Here is a 16,549-nt window from a genome sequence, read left to right on the forward strand (position 1 = left end):
TTGATTTCCAAGCCTGAATTCGCTTGATCGGCCTGCAATTGCCCCGCTTATGCTTCGTAAGCCGCCCGTAATTGGTACCCTTTTCCAGCCCCGAGAAGACGAAATGCTTGCACCTGTTGACGATAGTTCGGACCCTACCACCCCCTCTGAAAAGCGAGTGCGCTGCCCCCTGCGGGATATTCACGAAGTGCGCGCCCAGATGGTCGCGGTTTACAGAGAAACACGGGGCGGAAAGCTTCCTATCGAAACGGCCAGCAAGCTTTGCTTTATCCTGACGCAGATTGCGAAAATCCTAGAAACTTCGGACCTGCAAGCCCGAATTGAAAAGTTAGAGGCAAAGCAATGAGGGGTCTAGCCGCACGCGTCGCCAAGCTGGAGAGCCGCAATCGCGCGCCCGTTCGGGTTCGCAGTTCCGTCGTGGAATATGACGCTGAAACCGGTGCAGTTATCGGCCCCATGCCGACCAAAGGCACCAAGGTAATGATGGTGCCGCATTTCACGGATTGGCCCGCCGCACTGTTGGCGCAGCAAGAAAAGCTGGTGGCCGACGCATTCAAATCAGAAGAAGGACCGGAATAATGAACGTCATGGGAAAAGCGACAATCGGAAGCAATCTTGGCAGCAACCTGTCGCTTGTCCGGGGCCGCGAAGAAACGATGCAAAAGCTTCGGCTTTCAACGTATCTTGGCCTAAAACTTGGGGTCAAATACCCGTCCATTCAAAAGGACGTGGAAGGCCAGATTGCCCGGATCAAGGAAATGACCGAAAAGGCGTCGCGCGTAGCCGGTGATAAGACCAAGAACCAATACCAGAAACACCTTTTCGCCCGCGACCTTGCCAACATCATTGGCGCAGATATTCGGCGCACCCAAGAGCATGTCGCCAAGATTGCCGACGAACTCACTGCCGAAGGTGGACAGATGGTCGAAAGCACCCTTGGGCCGAAGGACGAATACGGATACCTGTATTCGGAAGTGCGCCAATGGGTGCGCGACAACAAGGGCACGCCGGAAGGCTTGGCTCGGATCAACGAAGGCTATCGTGACAGCCTGCCGATTGCCGCAGCTATCTACCATAGCCCCGCACAGCTTTTGAACATGTCCAAGGACGTTCACACCATCATGGCCGGTAAGGCCGCTGAATTGTGGGCACCGAAGGGTTGGGAAATGCTGAATGAGGGCTTAAACGTCGGCAAGGCCGTCAAAGGCTACGACGCAGTTATCGGTGATATTTATTCGTCGTATTTCAACGAAGAAGTCGTTGCCGAAGCTGAAAATTCTGCGGTGTCGTAGTGACCGCCGCGACGGACATATCAAAGCTGGTCGCATGGATTACGGCCAGTAGCCCGGCGAAGCGGCCCGCGCCCATGCACGGCTACGTTCAGGTGCCGCCCTATGCGTGCCTCTGGCCGGTTGACCCCGCCGTTGCGGCCTACCCAGATTGGAGCGGGCTAGGGGAGCGCCAGTTGCCCTTGTCCGTGCCCACAGTGGCCCTAACCGCCCCGGTGATGGATCAGCGTCTAGGCTGGTCATGTGCGGCCCTGCCAGCCGTTTCCGAGCGCCTGCACCACATCCTGCACCATGTGCCGGAAAGCCGATGGGACGTGCCAGGCGTGCTTGCTGTGGGCATTGCCTCGCCCGCGACCACGATCAACGCAGCCCTTGCCGCCGAAGGCTTGTCCGTAGACCTGACCGAAACCGCCTTGATAGCGGTTCCGCTTGACGTGACCCCCTGATTTTCCTCCACGAGCGATTAGAGTCTGGCCTTGAAGGAAGGACAGACGATGAAGCGTGTGAGGTTTTCAGAAGAGCAGATTATTGGCGTGCTGAAGGAGGCGGAGGCGGGCGCGAAGACCGCTGATCTGGCCCGGCGGCATGGTGTGTCGGAAGCGACGATCTACAACTGGAAGGCCAAGTATGGTGGGCTGGAGGTATCCGAGGCCCGGCGCCTGCGAGAGCTCGAGAGCGAGAACGCCAGGCTCAAGCGGCTGCTGGCCGACACGATGCTGGACAACGTTGCGCTGAAGGATCTTCTTTCAAAAAAGTGGTGACGCCCGCCGCGAAGCGGGAAGCTGCCGCTCATCTCCAGGCGTGCCACGGGATGAGCGAGCGGCGGGCGTGCCGTGTCATCGATGCTGATCGCAAGAGCGTGCGCTATCGTTCCATCCGGGATGATGACGGTGCTCTGCGCGAGAAGCTGCGCGATCTGGCCAACCAGCGTCGCCGGTTCGGCTACCGTCGCCTGCATATCCTGCTGCGCCGGGAGGGCGTGATGATCAACCGGAAGAAGACCCAACGGCTCTATAAGGAGGAAGGGCTTGCAGTGAGGCGGCGACGCAGCCGCAAGCGTGCTGTGGGCATCAGAGCACCTGCTGCGGTGCTGGCTCTGCCCAACCAGCGCTGGAGCCTGGACTTCGTGCACGACCAGATCATGACGGGCCGCCGGTTCCGTGTGCTCAACGTGGTCGATGACGTGACGCGCGAGTGCCTGGCGGCTGTGCCGGACACCTCGATCTCCGGGCACCGTGTCGTGCGCGAGCTGACCCAGCTGATCGCCCAGCGCGGCAAGCCGGGCATGATCATTAGCGACAATGGCACCGAGCTCACCAGCAATGCCGTGCTCGCATGGTGCGGCGAGATCGGGGTGGAGTGGCATTACATCGCGCCGGGCAAGCCGATGCAGAACGGCTACGTCGAGAGCTTTAACGGCCGCATGCGCGACGAGCTGCTGAACGAGACCCTGTTCCTCAGCATGGCTCACGCACGGGTCGAGATCGCTGCTTGGGTCGAGGATTACAACCAAGAGAGGCCACACTCGTCCCTTGGCTACGCAACCCCGGCGGCGTTCGCCGCTGAACTGCATAAGCAATGGCCTGCTTCGCTACGCCCTACGGGCTCCGCTACGCAGCCCATTGCTTCAACCGCGCTGATGCGCAAAACAACCGCCCGGCTCTAATCCCAGCTGGGGGAAAGCTGGGGGTCACGTCACGCTCTATACAGTCACCGCGTCGGATCGCGCCCGCACCCTAGAAGTTTGCCGCAGCACCTACGCCGCTGTGGCCTGACCAACTCCGCAAGAGTGCCCAACTGCCGTCCCTTCGGGGGCGGCTTTTCTACTTCTTCGCTGGGCGATAATCGTGCGGGTCTAGGCAAGCATTGTAGAAGGTTTCGTCCATCTTGAACCATTGGGTTCGATCAATACCCCGACGGGACGTAGCGCCGCCACCAGCAGGAAACGCACAACATATTTCAATGGCGCGGTTTTGTTCCTTGGCAATCTCTCGTACTTCTTCGACGACTTCGCACAAGTCTTGATCTTGGCTGTAAATCACTGCGACGTCGTAGTTTCTGAGGCGTGCCAGCTTCACAACGTCCAGAGCCAATCGAACGTCTACGCCCTTTTCTTGCACCGAAGTTACCGTTTCAAAAGTTCCGTCGGGCAACTCAACGTGGTCGTCGTGGTATCGTAGCTTCCGCGTAGTGACATTCACACCAGCACGTTTGAGCGCCATAACGCGGTTGTTCCAGTAGCCGGTCCACATTTCACTGCGCGACATTTCCGGCACACCAGTATAGAAGCGCGTCAGGTTTGGCGTCCAACCGTGCGCCGCGCAAACCGCAGCGTGAAGCTTCTTAGGATCAAAGTTGGGATGTATGTGGCCGAACGCGTCTTTAGCGTGTCGATAGAGGTTTTGAGCGTCAAAGAAACCCATCGCGTATTTTGTGACAGGTTTGTCCGCCATGCAGTACCTCAGAAACGAAAACCCCGCCGGGGACCAGTTACGGCCAAGTCCGACGGGGGGCTAGTCGTCCCAAGTATATGCAATCGGATTAACAAAAGGTCAAGCGGTAGAGTATTGCGGGCGCACCGTACGTTACATTCGGATCACGTCTTCGTGAGCGCGATGCGCATCTGTCGGGGGCGTTTCCGGGTCTTCCCATTCCAAGGCAACGCTTAGGCAGAGAAATCAATGCTAAAAATTCTCAAGCAAAAACAGTATCTTGTGTGGACAAGTGGCAGCCCGTAGGGGAATCGAACCCCTCTTTCCAGGTTGAAAACCTGGCGTCCTAACCGATAGACGAACGGGCCGCGCTTGGCGTGGGCGGTTTCTAGGCAAAGCGGTCGGGGCGCGCAAGGGGATTCTTTGCCTTTCCGCAGGCTATTTCACGCCACCCAGGCCGCGTCCTCCAGACGCAGCTGCACCCTCTGGCGGCCTTGCCAGTGGTTGATCTCTACTCGGCCGGCCAGATGCACCTGCCGCCCGCCATGATTTTCAAGCTCGGGGCCCAGCCCGGACTGGGCCGCGTTGAAACAGATCGCCTCGACCGATACCGGGCCGCCATCGGTGAAGCCCAGCTTCAAATGGCCGTCGCCGACCGGTTTGGTGAAGGCCACGCGCATGGCCGGAAAGACAAATCGCGGCGCGGGCGCCCCGGCGCCGAAGGGCCCTGCGGCGTCCAGCTGCTCGATCAGGTCGGGCGTGGCGCCCGCGGGCATCAGCACGCCATCCAGCCGCAGATCGGCAGGGCCGCCCTCCCCCGCCCCCTGCTTGCCCAGAAGCTCCGCCAGCCGCGTCATGGCCGGCTCAAGGGCGTCGCGGGTCAGGCTGAGACCGGCCGCCATCCGGTGCCCGCCCCCCTTGAGCAGAAATCCTTCGGCCGCGAGCCGCTGGACCGAGGCCCCCAGATCGACGCCCGAGACCGACCGGCCCGAGCCCTTGCCCTCGTCACCGTCGAAACCGATCACCACGGCGGGCCGGTTCGTGGCCTCTTTCAGCCGGCTGGCGACGATGCCGACGACACCGGGATGCCATCCGTCCGCGGCGGCCCAGACAAGCGGGCCCTCCAGCCCCCTGGTCTCGGCCTGAGCGAGTGCCGCGTCGCGCACCCGCGCCTCGATCTCGCGCCGGTCGGTGTTCAGCTCGTCCAGCCGTCTGGCCAGCTCCGCGGCCTCGCCCGGATCGCGGGTGGCCAGAAGCCGGGCACCCAGATCCGCCTGCCCGATCCGGCCGCCCGCATTCACCCGCGGGCCGAAGACGAAGCCCAGATGGTAGGATGTGGGGCCGCGATCGAGCCGCGCCACATCGGCCAGCGCCACCAGCCCGGGCCGCGCACGCCGGGCCATGACGCTCAGCCCCTGCCGCACGAAGGCGCGGTTCACGCCGCTCAACTGCGCCACATCGGCCACGGTGGCCAGCGCCACAAGATCGAGCATCGCCATCAGGTCGGGGCCGGTAACGCCCGCCAGCCGCTGCCGGCGGTTCATCTCGACCAGCAGCAGAAAGACAACGCCCGCCGCGCAAAGATGCCCCAGATCGCCGGTTTCGTCCTGCCGGTTCGGGTTCACCACGGCCACGCAATCCGGCAGATCCGGGCCCGCCAGATGGTGATCCAGCACCACGACATCCGCGCCGCCCGCCGCCGCGATCGGCCCGTGGCTGAGTGTGCCGCAATCGACGCAGACGATCAGATCGTGAGTTTCCGCGAGCCCCGCCATCGCCGTATCATTGGGGCCATAGCCTTCGTCGATCCGGTCGGGGACATAAAGCGTCGCATCGTGGCCGCTTTGCCGGAGCCAGTCCAGAAGCAACGCCGCCGACGCGCCGCCATCGACATCGTAATCGGCGAAGATCGCGATCCGCTCGCGGGTTTTCAGGGCCGCCAGCAACCGGTCGGCGGCGGCACCCATATCGCGCAGGCCCATGGGGTCGGGCAGCAGGTCCCGCAGGGCGGGGGCCAGAAACCCCTCCACCGTCTCGGGCGTGACACCCCGGCGCGCCAGAACCAGCGCCACGGCGGGCGGCAGGCCGGCCTGCTGCTGAAGCGCGTCGGCCAGGCGCGCCGTCTCGGGCGGCGGCCCGACCCAGCGGCGTCCGGTCAGCGAGGTTTCGATCCCGAGAAAGGCGGTCATGGGCCTTGGGTTAGCACGGCATCCGTGGAAAGGGCAGTGGCGAACTCGCCATGCAGATGCGACAGGGCACCGGCATGAATCGCCTCGGCGTCCAGCGGGGCCAGCCCGACGGCCCAGTCGGTCCGCGCGTTGGCTGCGAAACTGGCGCAGGCGTCGTGGGCCAGCCGCACCCCGAAGCCCAGATTGGCCGCCATCCGCACGGTGGTCGAGACGCAATGCGGCGTGGTCAGGCCGCAGATCACCAGCCGGTCGATCCTGTGGCCCCGCAGATGCTCCTCCAGCCCGGTGCCGATGAAGGCGCTGTTGACGGATTTCTCGAAAACCGGTTCCCCGGTCCGGGGCGCCACCTCGGTCTTGATCTCGCTGCCGGGCCCGGGGCCAAGCGGGCTGCCGGGCTCCACGCTCACATGGCGGACATGGATAACGGGCGCCGCCGCCGCCCGCCACGCGGCGAGGAGACGCGCCGCGTTGCCTTCGGCCTCAGGGTTGTTCCGGGCACCCCAGACGGGGCTGTCGAAGCCCGCCTGAATGTCGATCAGGAGCAGCGCAGCGGCGCTCATTTCACCGGGTTGCGGTAGCTCATCCGCCGGACCGATCCGGTTTTCGAGCGCATCAGGATCGTCTCGGCGGTCAGATAGCCGACCTCGCGCCGGATCCCCGGCACGATGGAGCCGTCGGTGACGCCCGTGGCCGCGAAAATCACATCCTGCGTGACCATGTCGTCACGGGTATAGACCCGGTCGAGATTGGTGATCCCAGCCTTCTTCGCCCGCGCCTTTTCGTCGTCGTTGCGGAACAGGAGCTTGCCGTACATCTGCCCGCCCATGCATTTCAGCGCGGCTGCGGCCAGAACGCCCTCGGGCGCGCCGCCGGAGCCCATATACATGTCGATGCCGGTGGTGGCTTCCGCGCAATGCATGACACCGGCCACATCCCCATCGGTGATCAGGCGGATCGCGCAGCCGGTGCTGCGCAGCTCCTCGATCATCGTCTCGTGGCGCGGGCGTTCCAGAACGCAAACGGTGATGTTCTCGGTGGAACAGCCCTTGGCGGCGGCCAGCGCGCTCACCCGTTCGGCGGGCGACATGTCCATCGTCACCACGCCCTGCCGGTAGCCGGGGCCGATGGCGAGCTTGTCCATATAGACATCCGGCGCGTGCAGCATGGAGCCGCGCGGCCCCATCGCGATCACGGTCAGCGCGTTGGGCATATCCTTCGCGGTCAGCGTGGTGCCCTCAAGCGGGTCAAGGGCGATATCCACGGGCGGGCCTTCGCCATTGCCGACCTCTTCACCGATATACAGCATCGGCGCCTCGTCCCGCTCCCCCTCGCCGATGACCACGACGCCCTGAATATCCAGCTTGTTCAACTGCTCCCGCATGGCATTGACGGCGGCCTGATCGGCGGCCTTCTCGTCGCCATGGCCGATCAGCCGGGCCGAGGCCATCGCCGCGGCCTCCGACACGCGGGCGAGGCCCAGGGACAGCATGCGGTCGTTGAAATCTTTCGGGGTGTTCATGGAGTGGCCTTCCCGGGCAGCAGGACAAGAATGCATCGTTCGTATCCGTGCCCGGCTGAAGGGGCAAGGATGGGGGCGCTAACGGTGGCTCAGACGTCCTCGATCCGGAGCGCGACCGGTTCCCCCTCCACGACGCCGGTGGCGGGAAGTGCGGCAAGGGCCGCGTCCAGCGACGGGCGCGCGGTGACATGGGTCACGATCAGCACCGGCACGTCCTGATCGGGATGGTCGTACTGGCGCATCCGGTCGATGGAGATGCCATTGTCGCCCAGAACGGTCGCCACCTTGGCCAGCGCGCCGGGTTTGTCCTTCAGGGTCAGCCGCAGGTAATAGGGCGCAGGCGATGCCGCCGAGGCCGGCGGTGCGGCCTTCAGCTGGGCCGCGGGCCGGCCGAATGTGGGCAGGCGGATGCCCCGCGCGATGTCGCAGATATCGGACAGGACCGCGCTGGCGGTGGGGCCTTCGCCGGCGCCCGCGCCGCGCAGAACGATCTGGCCCACGCTGTCGCCCTCCAGCACGATCATGTTCGTGCCCCCCTCCAACTGGCCGAGCGGGGAGCTTGCGGGCACAAGGCAGGGTGTCATCCGCTGTTCCAGGCCGCGGCCGGTCATCTGGGCCACGCCCAGAAGCTTGATCTTGTAGCCCATGTCGCCCGCGCGCCGGATGTCCTGCAAGGTGATCGACTGGATGCCCTGCAACACCACCGCGTCGAAATCGACCCGGGTTCCGAAGGCGATCGCGGCCAGAAGCGCCAGCTTGTGGCCCGCATCGATACCGCCCACGTCAAGGTTCGGATCGGCCTCCAGATAGCCAAGCCGCCCGCATTCCTCGAACAGCGCGTTATAGCCCTGCCCCGTCGCGTCCATCTGGGTCAGGATGTAGTTGCAGGTGCCGTTCATGACCCCGGCGACACGAGTGATCTCGTTCCCGGCCAGCCCTTCGGTCAGGGCCTTGATCACCGGAATGCCCCCGGCTACCGCCGCCTCATAGCGCAGGGCGACATTCCGCGCCTCCGCCGCCATCGCAAGCTCCTGACCATGCAGCGCCAGAAGCGCCTTGTTGGCGGTGACCACATCCTTGCCCGCGGCAATCGCAGCCTCGGTCGCGGCCTTGGCCGGGCCGTCGCTGCCGCCCATAAGCTCCACGAACATGTCGATATCGTCCCGCACGGCCAGCGCCACCGGGTCGTCTTCCCAGGCGTATTTGGCGGTGTTCACGCCGCGATCCTTGTCGCGGGACCGGGCCGAGACGGCAGTGATCTCGATCCGCCTACCGGTGCGCGCGGTCAGCAGATCTGCCTGGCGCTGGATGATCTTCACCACCCCCACGCCCACGGTTCCAAGACCGGCGATGCCAAGGCGCAGCGTGTCAGTCATCGGAGGCTCCTTCAAGGGCGGGATCGGGCTGGCGCCCCTGTTAGCTTCTATCGCGAAGGCATGCAACGCGGCTGAGGTCTCAGGGCAGCTCCATCCGCCGCAAGGCATTGGCACGTCTACGCAAATCGGCGGCGCGGGCCTCTAGGCCCTGGCCCTCCGCCGCCGCGTCCCGCGGCAAAAGCGTATCTGTCCGGGCCAGAAGCGGGCCGAGCGGAACCAGATCGGGAGAGCCCGCATCGCGCGCGGCATCGCTCAGCGGCCTGTCAAGGTCCGGCAGCGGGTCGCCGCAGGCGGCGAGAAGCAGGGGCAGGGCAAGGATCCAGCGCATGACACAGGCCTAGCGCAGCCTTGGTTTCAGGTCCAGCGCGAGGGTTGAATTGAACATCTGTTCAGATACTGTGACGCCATGGCACGCAAACAGGGATCACACGCGGAGATCACGGGCCCGAAAGTGCGGCAGGCGGCCTTGCGGCTGTTCGCGCGGCACGGGTTCGCGGCGGTATCGATGCGCCAGATCGCGGCCGAGGTCGGCGTTCAGGCGGGCGCGCTTTATCTCTACACCCCTGACAAACAGACGCTTTTGTTCGATCTCATGCGCGACCATATGGAGGAGTTACTGTCCGACTGGCAGGTGCCCGAGGGCTGCGCAAGAGCGGCGCTGGAGGGCTTCACCCGGCATCATATCCGGTTTCATCTGGCCCGGCCCGAACTGGTCTTCATCGCCTATATGGAACTGCGCAATCTGGAGCCCCGGAATTTCGCGGTGATCGAGGGATTGCGAAAAGCCTATGAGGATCAGCTGGAAAGCATCCTGAAACGCGGTGTCTCCACGGGCCGGTTCGCGGTGCCCGACACCAAGCTCGCGACGCTGGCGATCATCGCGATGCTGACCGGCGTCACCACATGGTATCGCGAGGGCGGGCGGCTCGACCGCGACGCGGTGGAGGGCATCTATTGGGACATGGTGCGCAAGGCGGTCGCGGTCGAATAGGTTACGAAGTCTCCCCGGATTCCGGTTTTTCGTAACCTTTCGTCCGGTTCCGCCTCCGCGCGCACCCCGAAAGACCGGCATCCTGCGGGCGGTCTTCATCACCCGCCGCCGTTCACCGACGGCCTGCCTGCGCCCATCTTCGATCCGATTGATCTCGCGCAACTCGACGCCGGGCCGCGATTGCTAAACCCGCGGCCAACATCTTTGAGCCAACGGTGCCGCTCATGTCCGATCAAATCGCGTTGTCAAGAACGGGTCTGACGACCGAAGCGGTGGTTGAGGCCCGTCAGACGCATGGCTGGAACGAGCTTCCCAAGCCTCCGAAAACCTCTCCGGTCCTTGTGTTGCTGCGTCAGTTCACCGGATCGCTCGTTCTGATCCTGATTGCGGCGGCGGGGATCGCGCTGGCATTGGGCGAAACCGTGGATGCCATCGCGATCTGTCTTGTGGTGGTCCTGAACGGCATTTTGGGCTTCGTTCAGGAATGGCGCGCGGAAACGGCGCTGGAGGCCCTGCGCTCCATGCTGACGCCAAGCGCGCTCGTGCTGCGCGACGGCAGGGAAACCGTCATTCCGGCGCGCGAACTGGTGCCGGGCGATCTGGTGATCGTGGCATCCGGCGACACGGTGCCGGCCGATATCCGGCTGGTATCGGCCACCGAACTCAGGCTGGACGAAAGCGTTGTCACGGGCGAATCCGTGCCGGTGGAGAAAACCGCCGGCGACATGTCGGAGGGCGGCGCCCTGCTGATGGGAACCGGCGTGACCAGCGGGCGCGGCGAAGGGCTGGTCACCGCTATCGGCCGCGCGACGAAATTCGGCAACATCGCAGAACTGACCGGCCTGGTCGACCAGAAACGGACCCATCTGCAACTGCAACTGTCGCGTCTGGCCCGGCAGCTTGGCATCGCGGCGCTGGTCATCGCGGCGGCCATTGTGGGCCTTGGCACCGCGGTCGGGCGGCCCTTGTTCGAGATGTTCATGACCGGCCTGTCGCTGGCGGTGGCGATGGTGCCCGAGGGGCTGCCGGCCGTCGTCACGATCACGCTGGCGCTCGGCGCGTCGGCGATGGCGCGCAAGAAGGCCCTGGCACGCCGCTTGCAGGCGGTGGAAACCCTTGGCTCAGCCTCGGTCATATGCACCGACAAGACCGGAACGCTGACCGAAAACAAGATGACGGCGACGCGGATCTGGACCCTCGGCGCGGAATATGACGTGACCGGAACGGGCTACGACCCGGCGGGGCATATCGAACGGGCCGGCCGGAATGTCCGGGCGGCGGAGGACGTGACCCTGGCCGCATTGCTGGAAACGGCGCTGACCTGCACCCATGCGCGTCTGCGCCGGGAAGGCCGTGACTGGGTGATGATCGGCGCGCCGACCGAAGGGGCGCTGGTGACGCTGGCCTACAAGGGGTGGGCACCGCCCCCTGCCCCCGACGCCGTGATTGCCGAACGCCACTTTTCCAGCGAACGCAAGCGGATGAGCGTGGTGGCCCCTTCGGCCGATGGCCACCGGCTGCATATGAAGGGCGCGCCCGAAGCCGTGCTTGCGACCGCGTCGGAGATCCTCACGCCGGATGGGCCGGTCCCGCTGACCGACGGGTTGCGCGAGACCGTGCTGGAGGCCCACCGGAGCATGGCGGCGCAAGGTCTGCGGGTCATCGCGCTGGCCGCGCGGGCGGCGGGCGCCGATGATCTGGACGAGCGCGGGCTGACCTATCTTGGCCATGTCGGGCTGATCGATCCGCCCCGGCCCGAAGTGAAGCACGCCATTGCCGAGGCGAGGCGCGCGGGCATCCGCATCATCATGATCACCGGCGACAGCCCGGTCACGGCCGCCGCCATCGCCACAAGGCTCGGCCTTGGCAGCCCGCGATGCATTCTGGGCCCCGAAATCGACGGGATGCCGGATGACGGCCTGCGCGAGCTGCTGAGCGAGGATGTGCTTTTCGCGCGCACCCTGCCCGCCCACAAGATGCGCATCGTCGCGGCGCTTCAGGATCTGGGCCTGATCGTGGCGATGACCGGCGACGGGGTGAACGACGCCCCGGCCCTGAAACGGGCCGATATCGGCGTGGCCATGGGCATACGCGGCACCGATGCCTCCAAGGATGCGGCCGATCTGGTGCTTCTGGACGACAATTTCGCAACCATCGTGGGCGCGATCGCCGAGGGTCGGCGGCAGTTCGACAATGTACGCAAATTCGTGCGCTACCTTCTGTCGTCGAACGCGGGCGAGGTGATCGCCATCGCGGTCAATCTGGTGCTTGGCGGGCCGCTGATCTTTCTGGCGACGCAGATCCTGTGGATGAATCTGGTGACCGACGGGGTCACCGCGGTGGCTCTGGGCCTTGAGAAAGCCGAGAAAGAGCAGATGGCGCGCCCGCCCCGGCGCCGCGACGAACCGATCCTCGGGCGCAACGGGTTCCTCCTGATCCTTGCCTTCGGCACCTATACGGGTGCTGCCAGTCTCTGGATCTTCTACAGCCTGATACCGCTTGGCGTCGATCTGGCCCGCACGGCGGCCTTCACCGCCATGGTGGTGTTCGAAAAGATGAGCGTCTTCGCGTTCCGGTCGCTGACCCGGCCCTGTTCCCGGATCGGCTGGCTGAGCAATCCGTTCCTGCTGCTGGCGCTGGCGGCCACGCTGTCGCTGCAGCTTCTGGCCACCGAATGGGCGCCCTTGCAGACGCTGCTCCGCACGGTTTCGCTCGGGGCCGGGCAATGGGGTCTGATCGCGCTGCTGGCGATGCCGCTGATCGCCGTGCCCGAGGCGGTGAAATACGTCCGCTCCGCGCGTGTCCCCACCCAGGCCTCCTAGTCAGTCCTTTATGTAGGGTTTGCCGTCGGCCGCCGGCGCGCGGGCCCGCCCGATCAGCCCCGCGACCACGATGATCGTGGCGACATAGGGGGCCATGGCCAGAAACTCCGACGGGATCGGCGTTTGCAGCAGCGCGAGTTTCTGCTGAAGGGAATCGCTGAACCCGAAGACCAGCGCCGCCAGAAGCGCGCCGACCGGATGCCAGCGGCCGAAGATCATCGCCGCAAGGGCGATGAAGCCTCTGCCGCCGGTCATGTTCTCGTCGAACCGCCCGACCGAGCCGAGCGTGAACCACGCCCCGCCGAAGCCCGCGATCATCCCGCCGACGGTGACATGGACATAGCGCGTCCAATAGACGTCGATGCCAAGGGTGTCGGCCGCGCGGGGGTGTTCGCCCACAGCCCGGGCCCTGAGACCGCCGCGTGTGTGAAACAGGTAATAGGTGGAGACGACCACCATCACGAAGGCACCGTAGACAAAGATGTTCTGATGGAACAGCATCGGGCCGATCACCGGGATATCGCCCAGAACCGGCAGTTTCACCGCGCGGAAGACCGGCGCGTTGTTGAGATGGCGCATCTCGGCGAAGACCTGACTTGAGACATAGCTGGTCAGCCCAAGCACGAAGAGATTAATGACCACGCCCGCGATGATCTGGTCCATCCGGTAGGTCACCACCAGCGCGGCGAGGATGAAACCGAAGATCCCGCCGACGACCACGGCCGATAAAAGCCCGCCCCAGCCGCCGATGAGCGAGCCCATCAGCGCGCCGGTGAAGGCCCCGGCCAGCAGCATGCCTTCGATCGCGATATTGACCACCGCCACGCGCTCGCAGAACACCGCCGCAAGCGCGCCCAGCGCGATGGGCATCGCGCGCACGACGGTGGCCTGCAACATGCCGGTGAGCGAAAAGGCGTTGTCCGCCGTGGCCCAGAGCAGGAAGGCGATGACCGCCAGCGCCAGCCCCGCCCCCAGCGACAGGGTGCCCCAGCGCCCGCCGCCGCGCAGAAACAGCCGCGCCCCGAGAAAGGCGGTGAGCGCCGCAGCCACGTAGATCACCGGCAGGGCGGGCACGACCAGATCGCCGATCACCCAGACGTCGCGCGGGCGCGACAGCCGGAAGGTCGCGTCGCCGCTAGCATCGCCGAACACCAGCACGATGAAGGCGGCCAGCGCGACCAGCACGCCGCCGGTGATCTGCGCGCGCCGTTTTTCGGCCTTGTCGACCACCGGGGCGGCGGGGTCGGGCCTGTCGACTGCGAGGGTCATGATCTGCCATCTCCGCTGTCGGGACGCCGAAAGCCCCAGGGAAAGAGCGCCCGCACCAGAAGCGGCGCCGCGATGAAGACGATGATCAGCGCCTGAATGATCCCGATCAGGTCGATGCTGACGCCGGCATCCACCTGCATCTGCCGCCCGCCGGCCTCCAGCGCGCCGAAAAGCAGCCCGGCGAACAGCACGCCCACCGGATGGGATCTGCCCAGAAGCGCCACGGCGATGGCGTCGAAGCCGATCCCTGCGGAAAAGCCGGGGCTGGCGCGGCCAAGGACGCCGAGGACCTGATTGGCCCCCGCAAGGCCCGCCAGCATCCCCGCCGTCGCCATTGCCAGCACGATGATCAGCGACGCCCGCATCCCGGCATAGCGCGCCGCCTCGGGGCTGGCCCCGCTGGCGCGGAACTCGAACCCCAGCTTGGTGCGGAACAGCAGCCAATGGACGACGACAACCGCCAGAAGCGTCAGGAAAATCCCGGCATGCAGCCGTAGGTTCGGGTCAAGCCACTGCAACAGTGCGGGCAGTTCGGCATTGGGCGGCACCGATTGCGAGATCGGATCGGCCCGGCCCGGCCGCTGCACCCAGGGCAGGCGCAGCATGTAATCGACCAGCCGGTAGGATATCATGTTGAGCATGATCGTCGTGATCACCTCATGGGCGCCGGTCGCCGCGCGCAGCCAGCCCGCGATCGACGCATAGAAAGCCCCCGCCGCACCGCCCGAAATCACGCAGAGCGGCATCAGCACGGCAAAGGGCAGATGCGAAAAGCTGAAACCGCAGATCACCGCGGCCATGCCTCCCATGAGGATCTGCCCCTCGGCCCCGATATTGAAGAGCCCGGCGCGGAACCCGAGCGCAAGCCCGAGCCCGGCAAGGATCAGCGGCGCGGCCGCCGTCAACGTCTCCGAGATCGCGCCGAGCGAGCCCACGGAGCCCTGCAGAAGCGCCAGATAGGACCGTCCGATCGTCGCGGGCTCCACATTGGTCGCCAGCATCGTCAGCGCACCAAGGATCAGCGCGGCCACCACCGCGAAGAGCGGCACGACGACGAGGTTCTCGAAATCCACCCGCCCGGGGGCGGCGCGTTCAAGCAGCTTGCGGGTGGCCGTGTCCAGCGTGTCCTGCATGCTCATGCCGCCACCCCCGCCATCGACAGCCCGATCTCCGATTTCGCGGGCGGGGCCTGGCTGGCGTCGAACTCGGCCACGATGCGGCCCTTGAACATCACCAGAATCCGGTCTGCCAGCGCGAGGATCTCGTCCAGTTCCGAGGACATCAGCAACACGCCGTCCCCTTCCGCCCGTGCGGCCATCAGCCTTGCGTGAATGTATTCGATGGAGCCCACGTCCAGCCCGCGTGTCGGCTGCGCCGCGACCACGAATTTCGTGTCCCGCGCAAGCTCCCGGGCGACGATCAGCTTTTGCTGATTGCCCCCCGAAAGATGCCCGGCCTCGGCAAAGACCGACGGGGTGCGGATGTCGAAATCGAGGATCGCCCCCGCCGACCATTCCTGCACATTGGCCCACCGAACCTGCGGACCGCTGGAAAACCGGTCGTCGTAATAGCTGTCGAGCACCATGTTCTCGGCCACGGTGAAGCCCGGGATCAGCCCCACATGCTGCCGGTCTTCGGGGATATGCGCCATGCCCATGCGGTGACGGCTGCGCACGGAGGCGGAGGTGATATCCTTGCCCAGAAATCTGATCCGGCCCTTCGCCGGCCGGCTCAGCCCGGTGATCGCCTCGATCAGCGCCGACTGGCCGTTGCCCTGCACCCCCGCCAGTCCCACCACCTCGCCGCTGCGGACCGACAGGCTGACATTGTCCACCGCCCGCTCGCCATTGTCGCGCAGCACGGTGAGGCCGTCGACCTCCAGAAGCGCCTCGCCGGGGGCGAAGGGGGTTTTCTCCACATCGAAACTGACGGGACGGCCCACCATCATCTCGGCAAGCTGCGCCTTGGTCATCTGCCGCGGATCGCCTTCGCCGATGATGCGGCCGCCGCGCAGCACGCTGATCCGGTCGGAGATATCCAGGATCTCGTTCAGCTTGTGGGTGATGAAGACAATCGCCTTGCCGCTTTCGCGCAGCGAGGTGACGATCTCGAAGAAATCGCTCACCTCCTGCGGGGTCAGCACGGCGGTGGGTTCGTCCAGGATCAGGACATTGGCCGAACGGAACAGGACCTTGATGATCTCGACCCGTTGCTGAACGCCGACCGGCAGGCTCTCGACCAGCGCGTCGGGATCGGCGGTGAGCCCGTACTCCTCGCCGATCTCGCGCACCTTGCGCCGCGCGGTCTCAAGGTCGAGATGGTCGAAACGGCCCGTCGGCTCCACGCCCAGCACGACGTTTTCGGCCACGGTGAAAACCGGAACCAGCATGAAGTGCTGATGCACCATGCCGATCCCGGCGGCGATGGCATCGCCGGGCCCCGAGAAGGACACCGGCGCGCCGTCGATGAGGATTTCGCCCGCATCGGGCCGGTAAAGTCCGCAAAGCACGTTCATCAGCGTCGACTTGCCCGCGCCGTTCTCTCCCAGAAGGCCCAGAACCTCGCCGGGACGGATCGTCAGGTTCACATCCTCGTTCGCCACGACCGGGCCGAAGCGCTTGGTGATGCCACGCAGTTCCACCTCCATCGGCCCGTTCTCCTT

General features: G+C 65.3%; 15 protein-coding genes and 1 tRNA gene. 6 read left to right on the top strand and 10 right to left on the bottom strand.

Annotated elements, in window-relative coordinates:
- The first annotated feature begins 417 nt into the window (after positions 1 to 417).
- The 4 genes from ACQ651_RS10845 to ACQ651_RS10860 all read left to right on the top strand — a co-directional run bounded on the left by ACQ651_RS10845 (position 418) and on the right by ACQ651_RS10860 (position 2,955).
- On the top strand, positions 418 to 579 hold the full coding sequence (locus ACQ651_RS10845) for a hypothetical protein (RefSeq protein ID WP_430449269.1): 162 nt from the start codon (positions 418 to 420) through the stop codon (positions 577 to 579).
- Positions 579 to 1,292, top strand: coding sequence for a hypothetical protein (locus ACQ651_RS10850; RefSeq protein WP_430449270.1), 714 nt, complete (start codon positions 579 to 581; stop codon positions 1,290 to 1,292). The genes ACQ651_RS10845 and ACQ651_RS10850 overlap by 1 nt, the downstream gene beginning before the upstream one ends.
- A gap of 74 nt (positions 1,293 to 1,366) precedes the next feature.
- Positions 1,367 to 1,735, top strand: a complete 369-nt coding sequence (locus tag ACQ651_RS10855; RefSeq protein WP_430449271.1) for a hypothetical protein — start codon at positions 1,367 to 1,369, stop codon at positions 1,733 to 1,735.
- Positions 1,736 to 1,783: 48 nt separating this feature from the next.
- Positions 1,784 to 2,955 (top strand): IS3 family transposase gene (locus tag ACQ651_RS10860; RefSeq protein WP_430448561.1). Its coding sequence is split into 2 segments (ribosomal slippage): positions 1,784 to 2,036 and positions 2,036 to 2,955, totalling 1,173 coding nucleotides; the frame shifts between segments, so codons are not numbered across the junction.
- Positions 2,956 to 3,112: 157 nt separating this feature from the next.
- Here the strand turns inward: ACQ651_RS10860 and ACQ651_RS10865 are convergent.
- From ACQ651_RS10865 to ACQ651_RS10895, 7 genes are all read right to left on the bottom strand, one after another.
- Positions 3,113 to 3,742 (bottom strand): NYN domain-containing protein, encoded by a 630-nt coding sequence (locus ACQ651_RS10865; RefSeq protein ID WP_430449272.1) that lies wholly within the window; start codon positions 3,740 to 3,742, stop codon positions 3,113 to 3,115.
- Between the two features lie 272 nt (positions 3,743 to 4,014).
- Positions 4,015 to 4,089: transfer RNA gene (locus tag ACQ651_RS10870), tRNA-Glu, on the bottom strand.
- Positions 4,090 to 4,164: 75 nt separating this feature from the next.
- The gene (recJ, locus tag ACQ651_RS10875) at positions 4,165 to 5,910 is read right to left on the bottom strand and encodes a single-stranded-DNA-specific exonuclease RecJ (protein WP_430449273.1); all 1,746 of its coding nucleotides are present in this window, start codon (positions 5,908 to 5,910) and stop codon (positions 4,165 to 4,167) included.
- Positions 5,907 to 6,470 (bottom strand): cysteine hydrolase family protein, encoded by a 564-nt coding sequence (locus tag ACQ651_RS10880; RefSeq protein ID WP_430449274.1) that lies wholly within the window; start codon positions 6,468 to 6,470, stop codon positions 5,907 to 5,909. The genes recJ and ACQ651_RS10880 overlap by 4 nt, the downstream gene beginning before the upstream one ends.
- Complete coding sequence (gene glpX / locus ACQ651_RS10885) at positions 6,467 to 7,429, bottom strand: class II fructose-bisphosphatase (RefSeq protein WP_227284952.1); 963 nt, start codon at positions 7,427 to 7,429, stop codon at positions 6,467 to 6,469. Before glpX ends, ACQ651_RS10880 begins: the two co-directional genes overlap by 4 nt.
- Before the next feature lie 89 nt (positions 7,430 to 7,518).
- Positions 7,519 to 8,805 (bottom strand): homoserine dehydrogenase, encoded by a 1,287-nt coding sequence (locus ACQ651_RS10890; RefSeq protein WP_227284953.1) that lies wholly within the window; start codon positions 8,803 to 8,805, stop codon positions 7,519 to 7,521.
- Between the two features lie 79 nt (positions 8,806 to 8,884).
- Positions 8,885 to 9,133: a hypothetical protein gene (locus ACQ651_RS10895; RefSeq protein WP_430449275.1), complete on the bottom strand. Its 249-nt coding sequence runs from the start codon at positions 9,131 to 9,133 to the stop codon at positions 8,885 to 8,887.
- 78 nt (positions 9,134 to 9,211) lie between these two features.
- Between ACQ651_RS10895 and ACQ651_RS10900 the strand changes: the two genes are divergently transcribed.
- Together ACQ651_RS10900 and ACQ651_RS10905 are read left to right on the top strand one after the other, a co-directional pair.
- Positions 9,212 to 9,796 (top strand): TetR/AcrR family transcriptional regulator, encoded by a 585-nt coding sequence (locus ACQ651_RS10900; protein ID WP_375551791.1) that lies wholly within the window; start codon positions 9,212 to 9,214, stop codon positions 9,794 to 9,796.
- A 224-nt stretch (positions 9,797 to 10,020) separates the two neighbouring features.
- Positions 10,021 to 12,618, top strand: coding sequence for a cation-translocating P-type ATPase (locus ACQ651_RS10905; RefSeq protein WP_430449276.1), 2,598 nt, complete (start codon positions 10,021 to 10,023; stop codon positions 12,616 to 12,618).
- Here ACQ651_RS10905 and ACQ651_RS10910 read toward each other — a convergent pair whose 3' ends face one another.
- From ACQ651_RS10910 to ACQ651_RS10920, 3 genes are read right to left on the bottom strand one after another with little or no spacing between them, the layout of a single operon-like run.
- A complete protein-coding gene (locus tag ACQ651_RS10910) occupies positions 12,619 to 13,887 on the bottom strand; it encodes an ABC transporter permease (RefSeq protein WP_430449277.1) in 1,269 nt (422 codons plus the stop codon).
- On the bottom strand, positions 13,884 to 15,026 hold the full coding sequence (locus tag ACQ651_RS10915) for an ABC transporter permease (RefSeq protein WP_375551788.1): 1,143 nt from the start codon (positions 15,024 to 15,026) through the stop codon (positions 13,884 to 13,886). Before ACQ651_RS10915 ends, ACQ651_RS10910 begins: the two co-directional genes overlap by 4 nt.
- Complete coding sequence (locus tag ACQ651_RS10920) at positions 15,023 to 16,534, bottom strand: ABC transporter ATP-binding protein (protein ID WP_430449278.1); 1,512 nt, start codon at positions 16,532 to 16,534, stop codon at positions 15,023 to 15,025. The genes ACQ651_RS10915 and ACQ651_RS10920 overlap by 4 nt, the downstream gene beginning before the upstream one ends.
- Between the last annotated feature and the right edge of the window lie 15 nt (positions 16,535 to 16,549).

Origin of the sequence: Rhodophyticola sp. (assembly GCF_965284195.1) — a bacterium.
Taxonomy (GTDB): Bacteria; Pseudomonadota; Alphaproteobacteria; order Rhodobacterales; family Rhodobacteraceae; genus Rhodophyticola.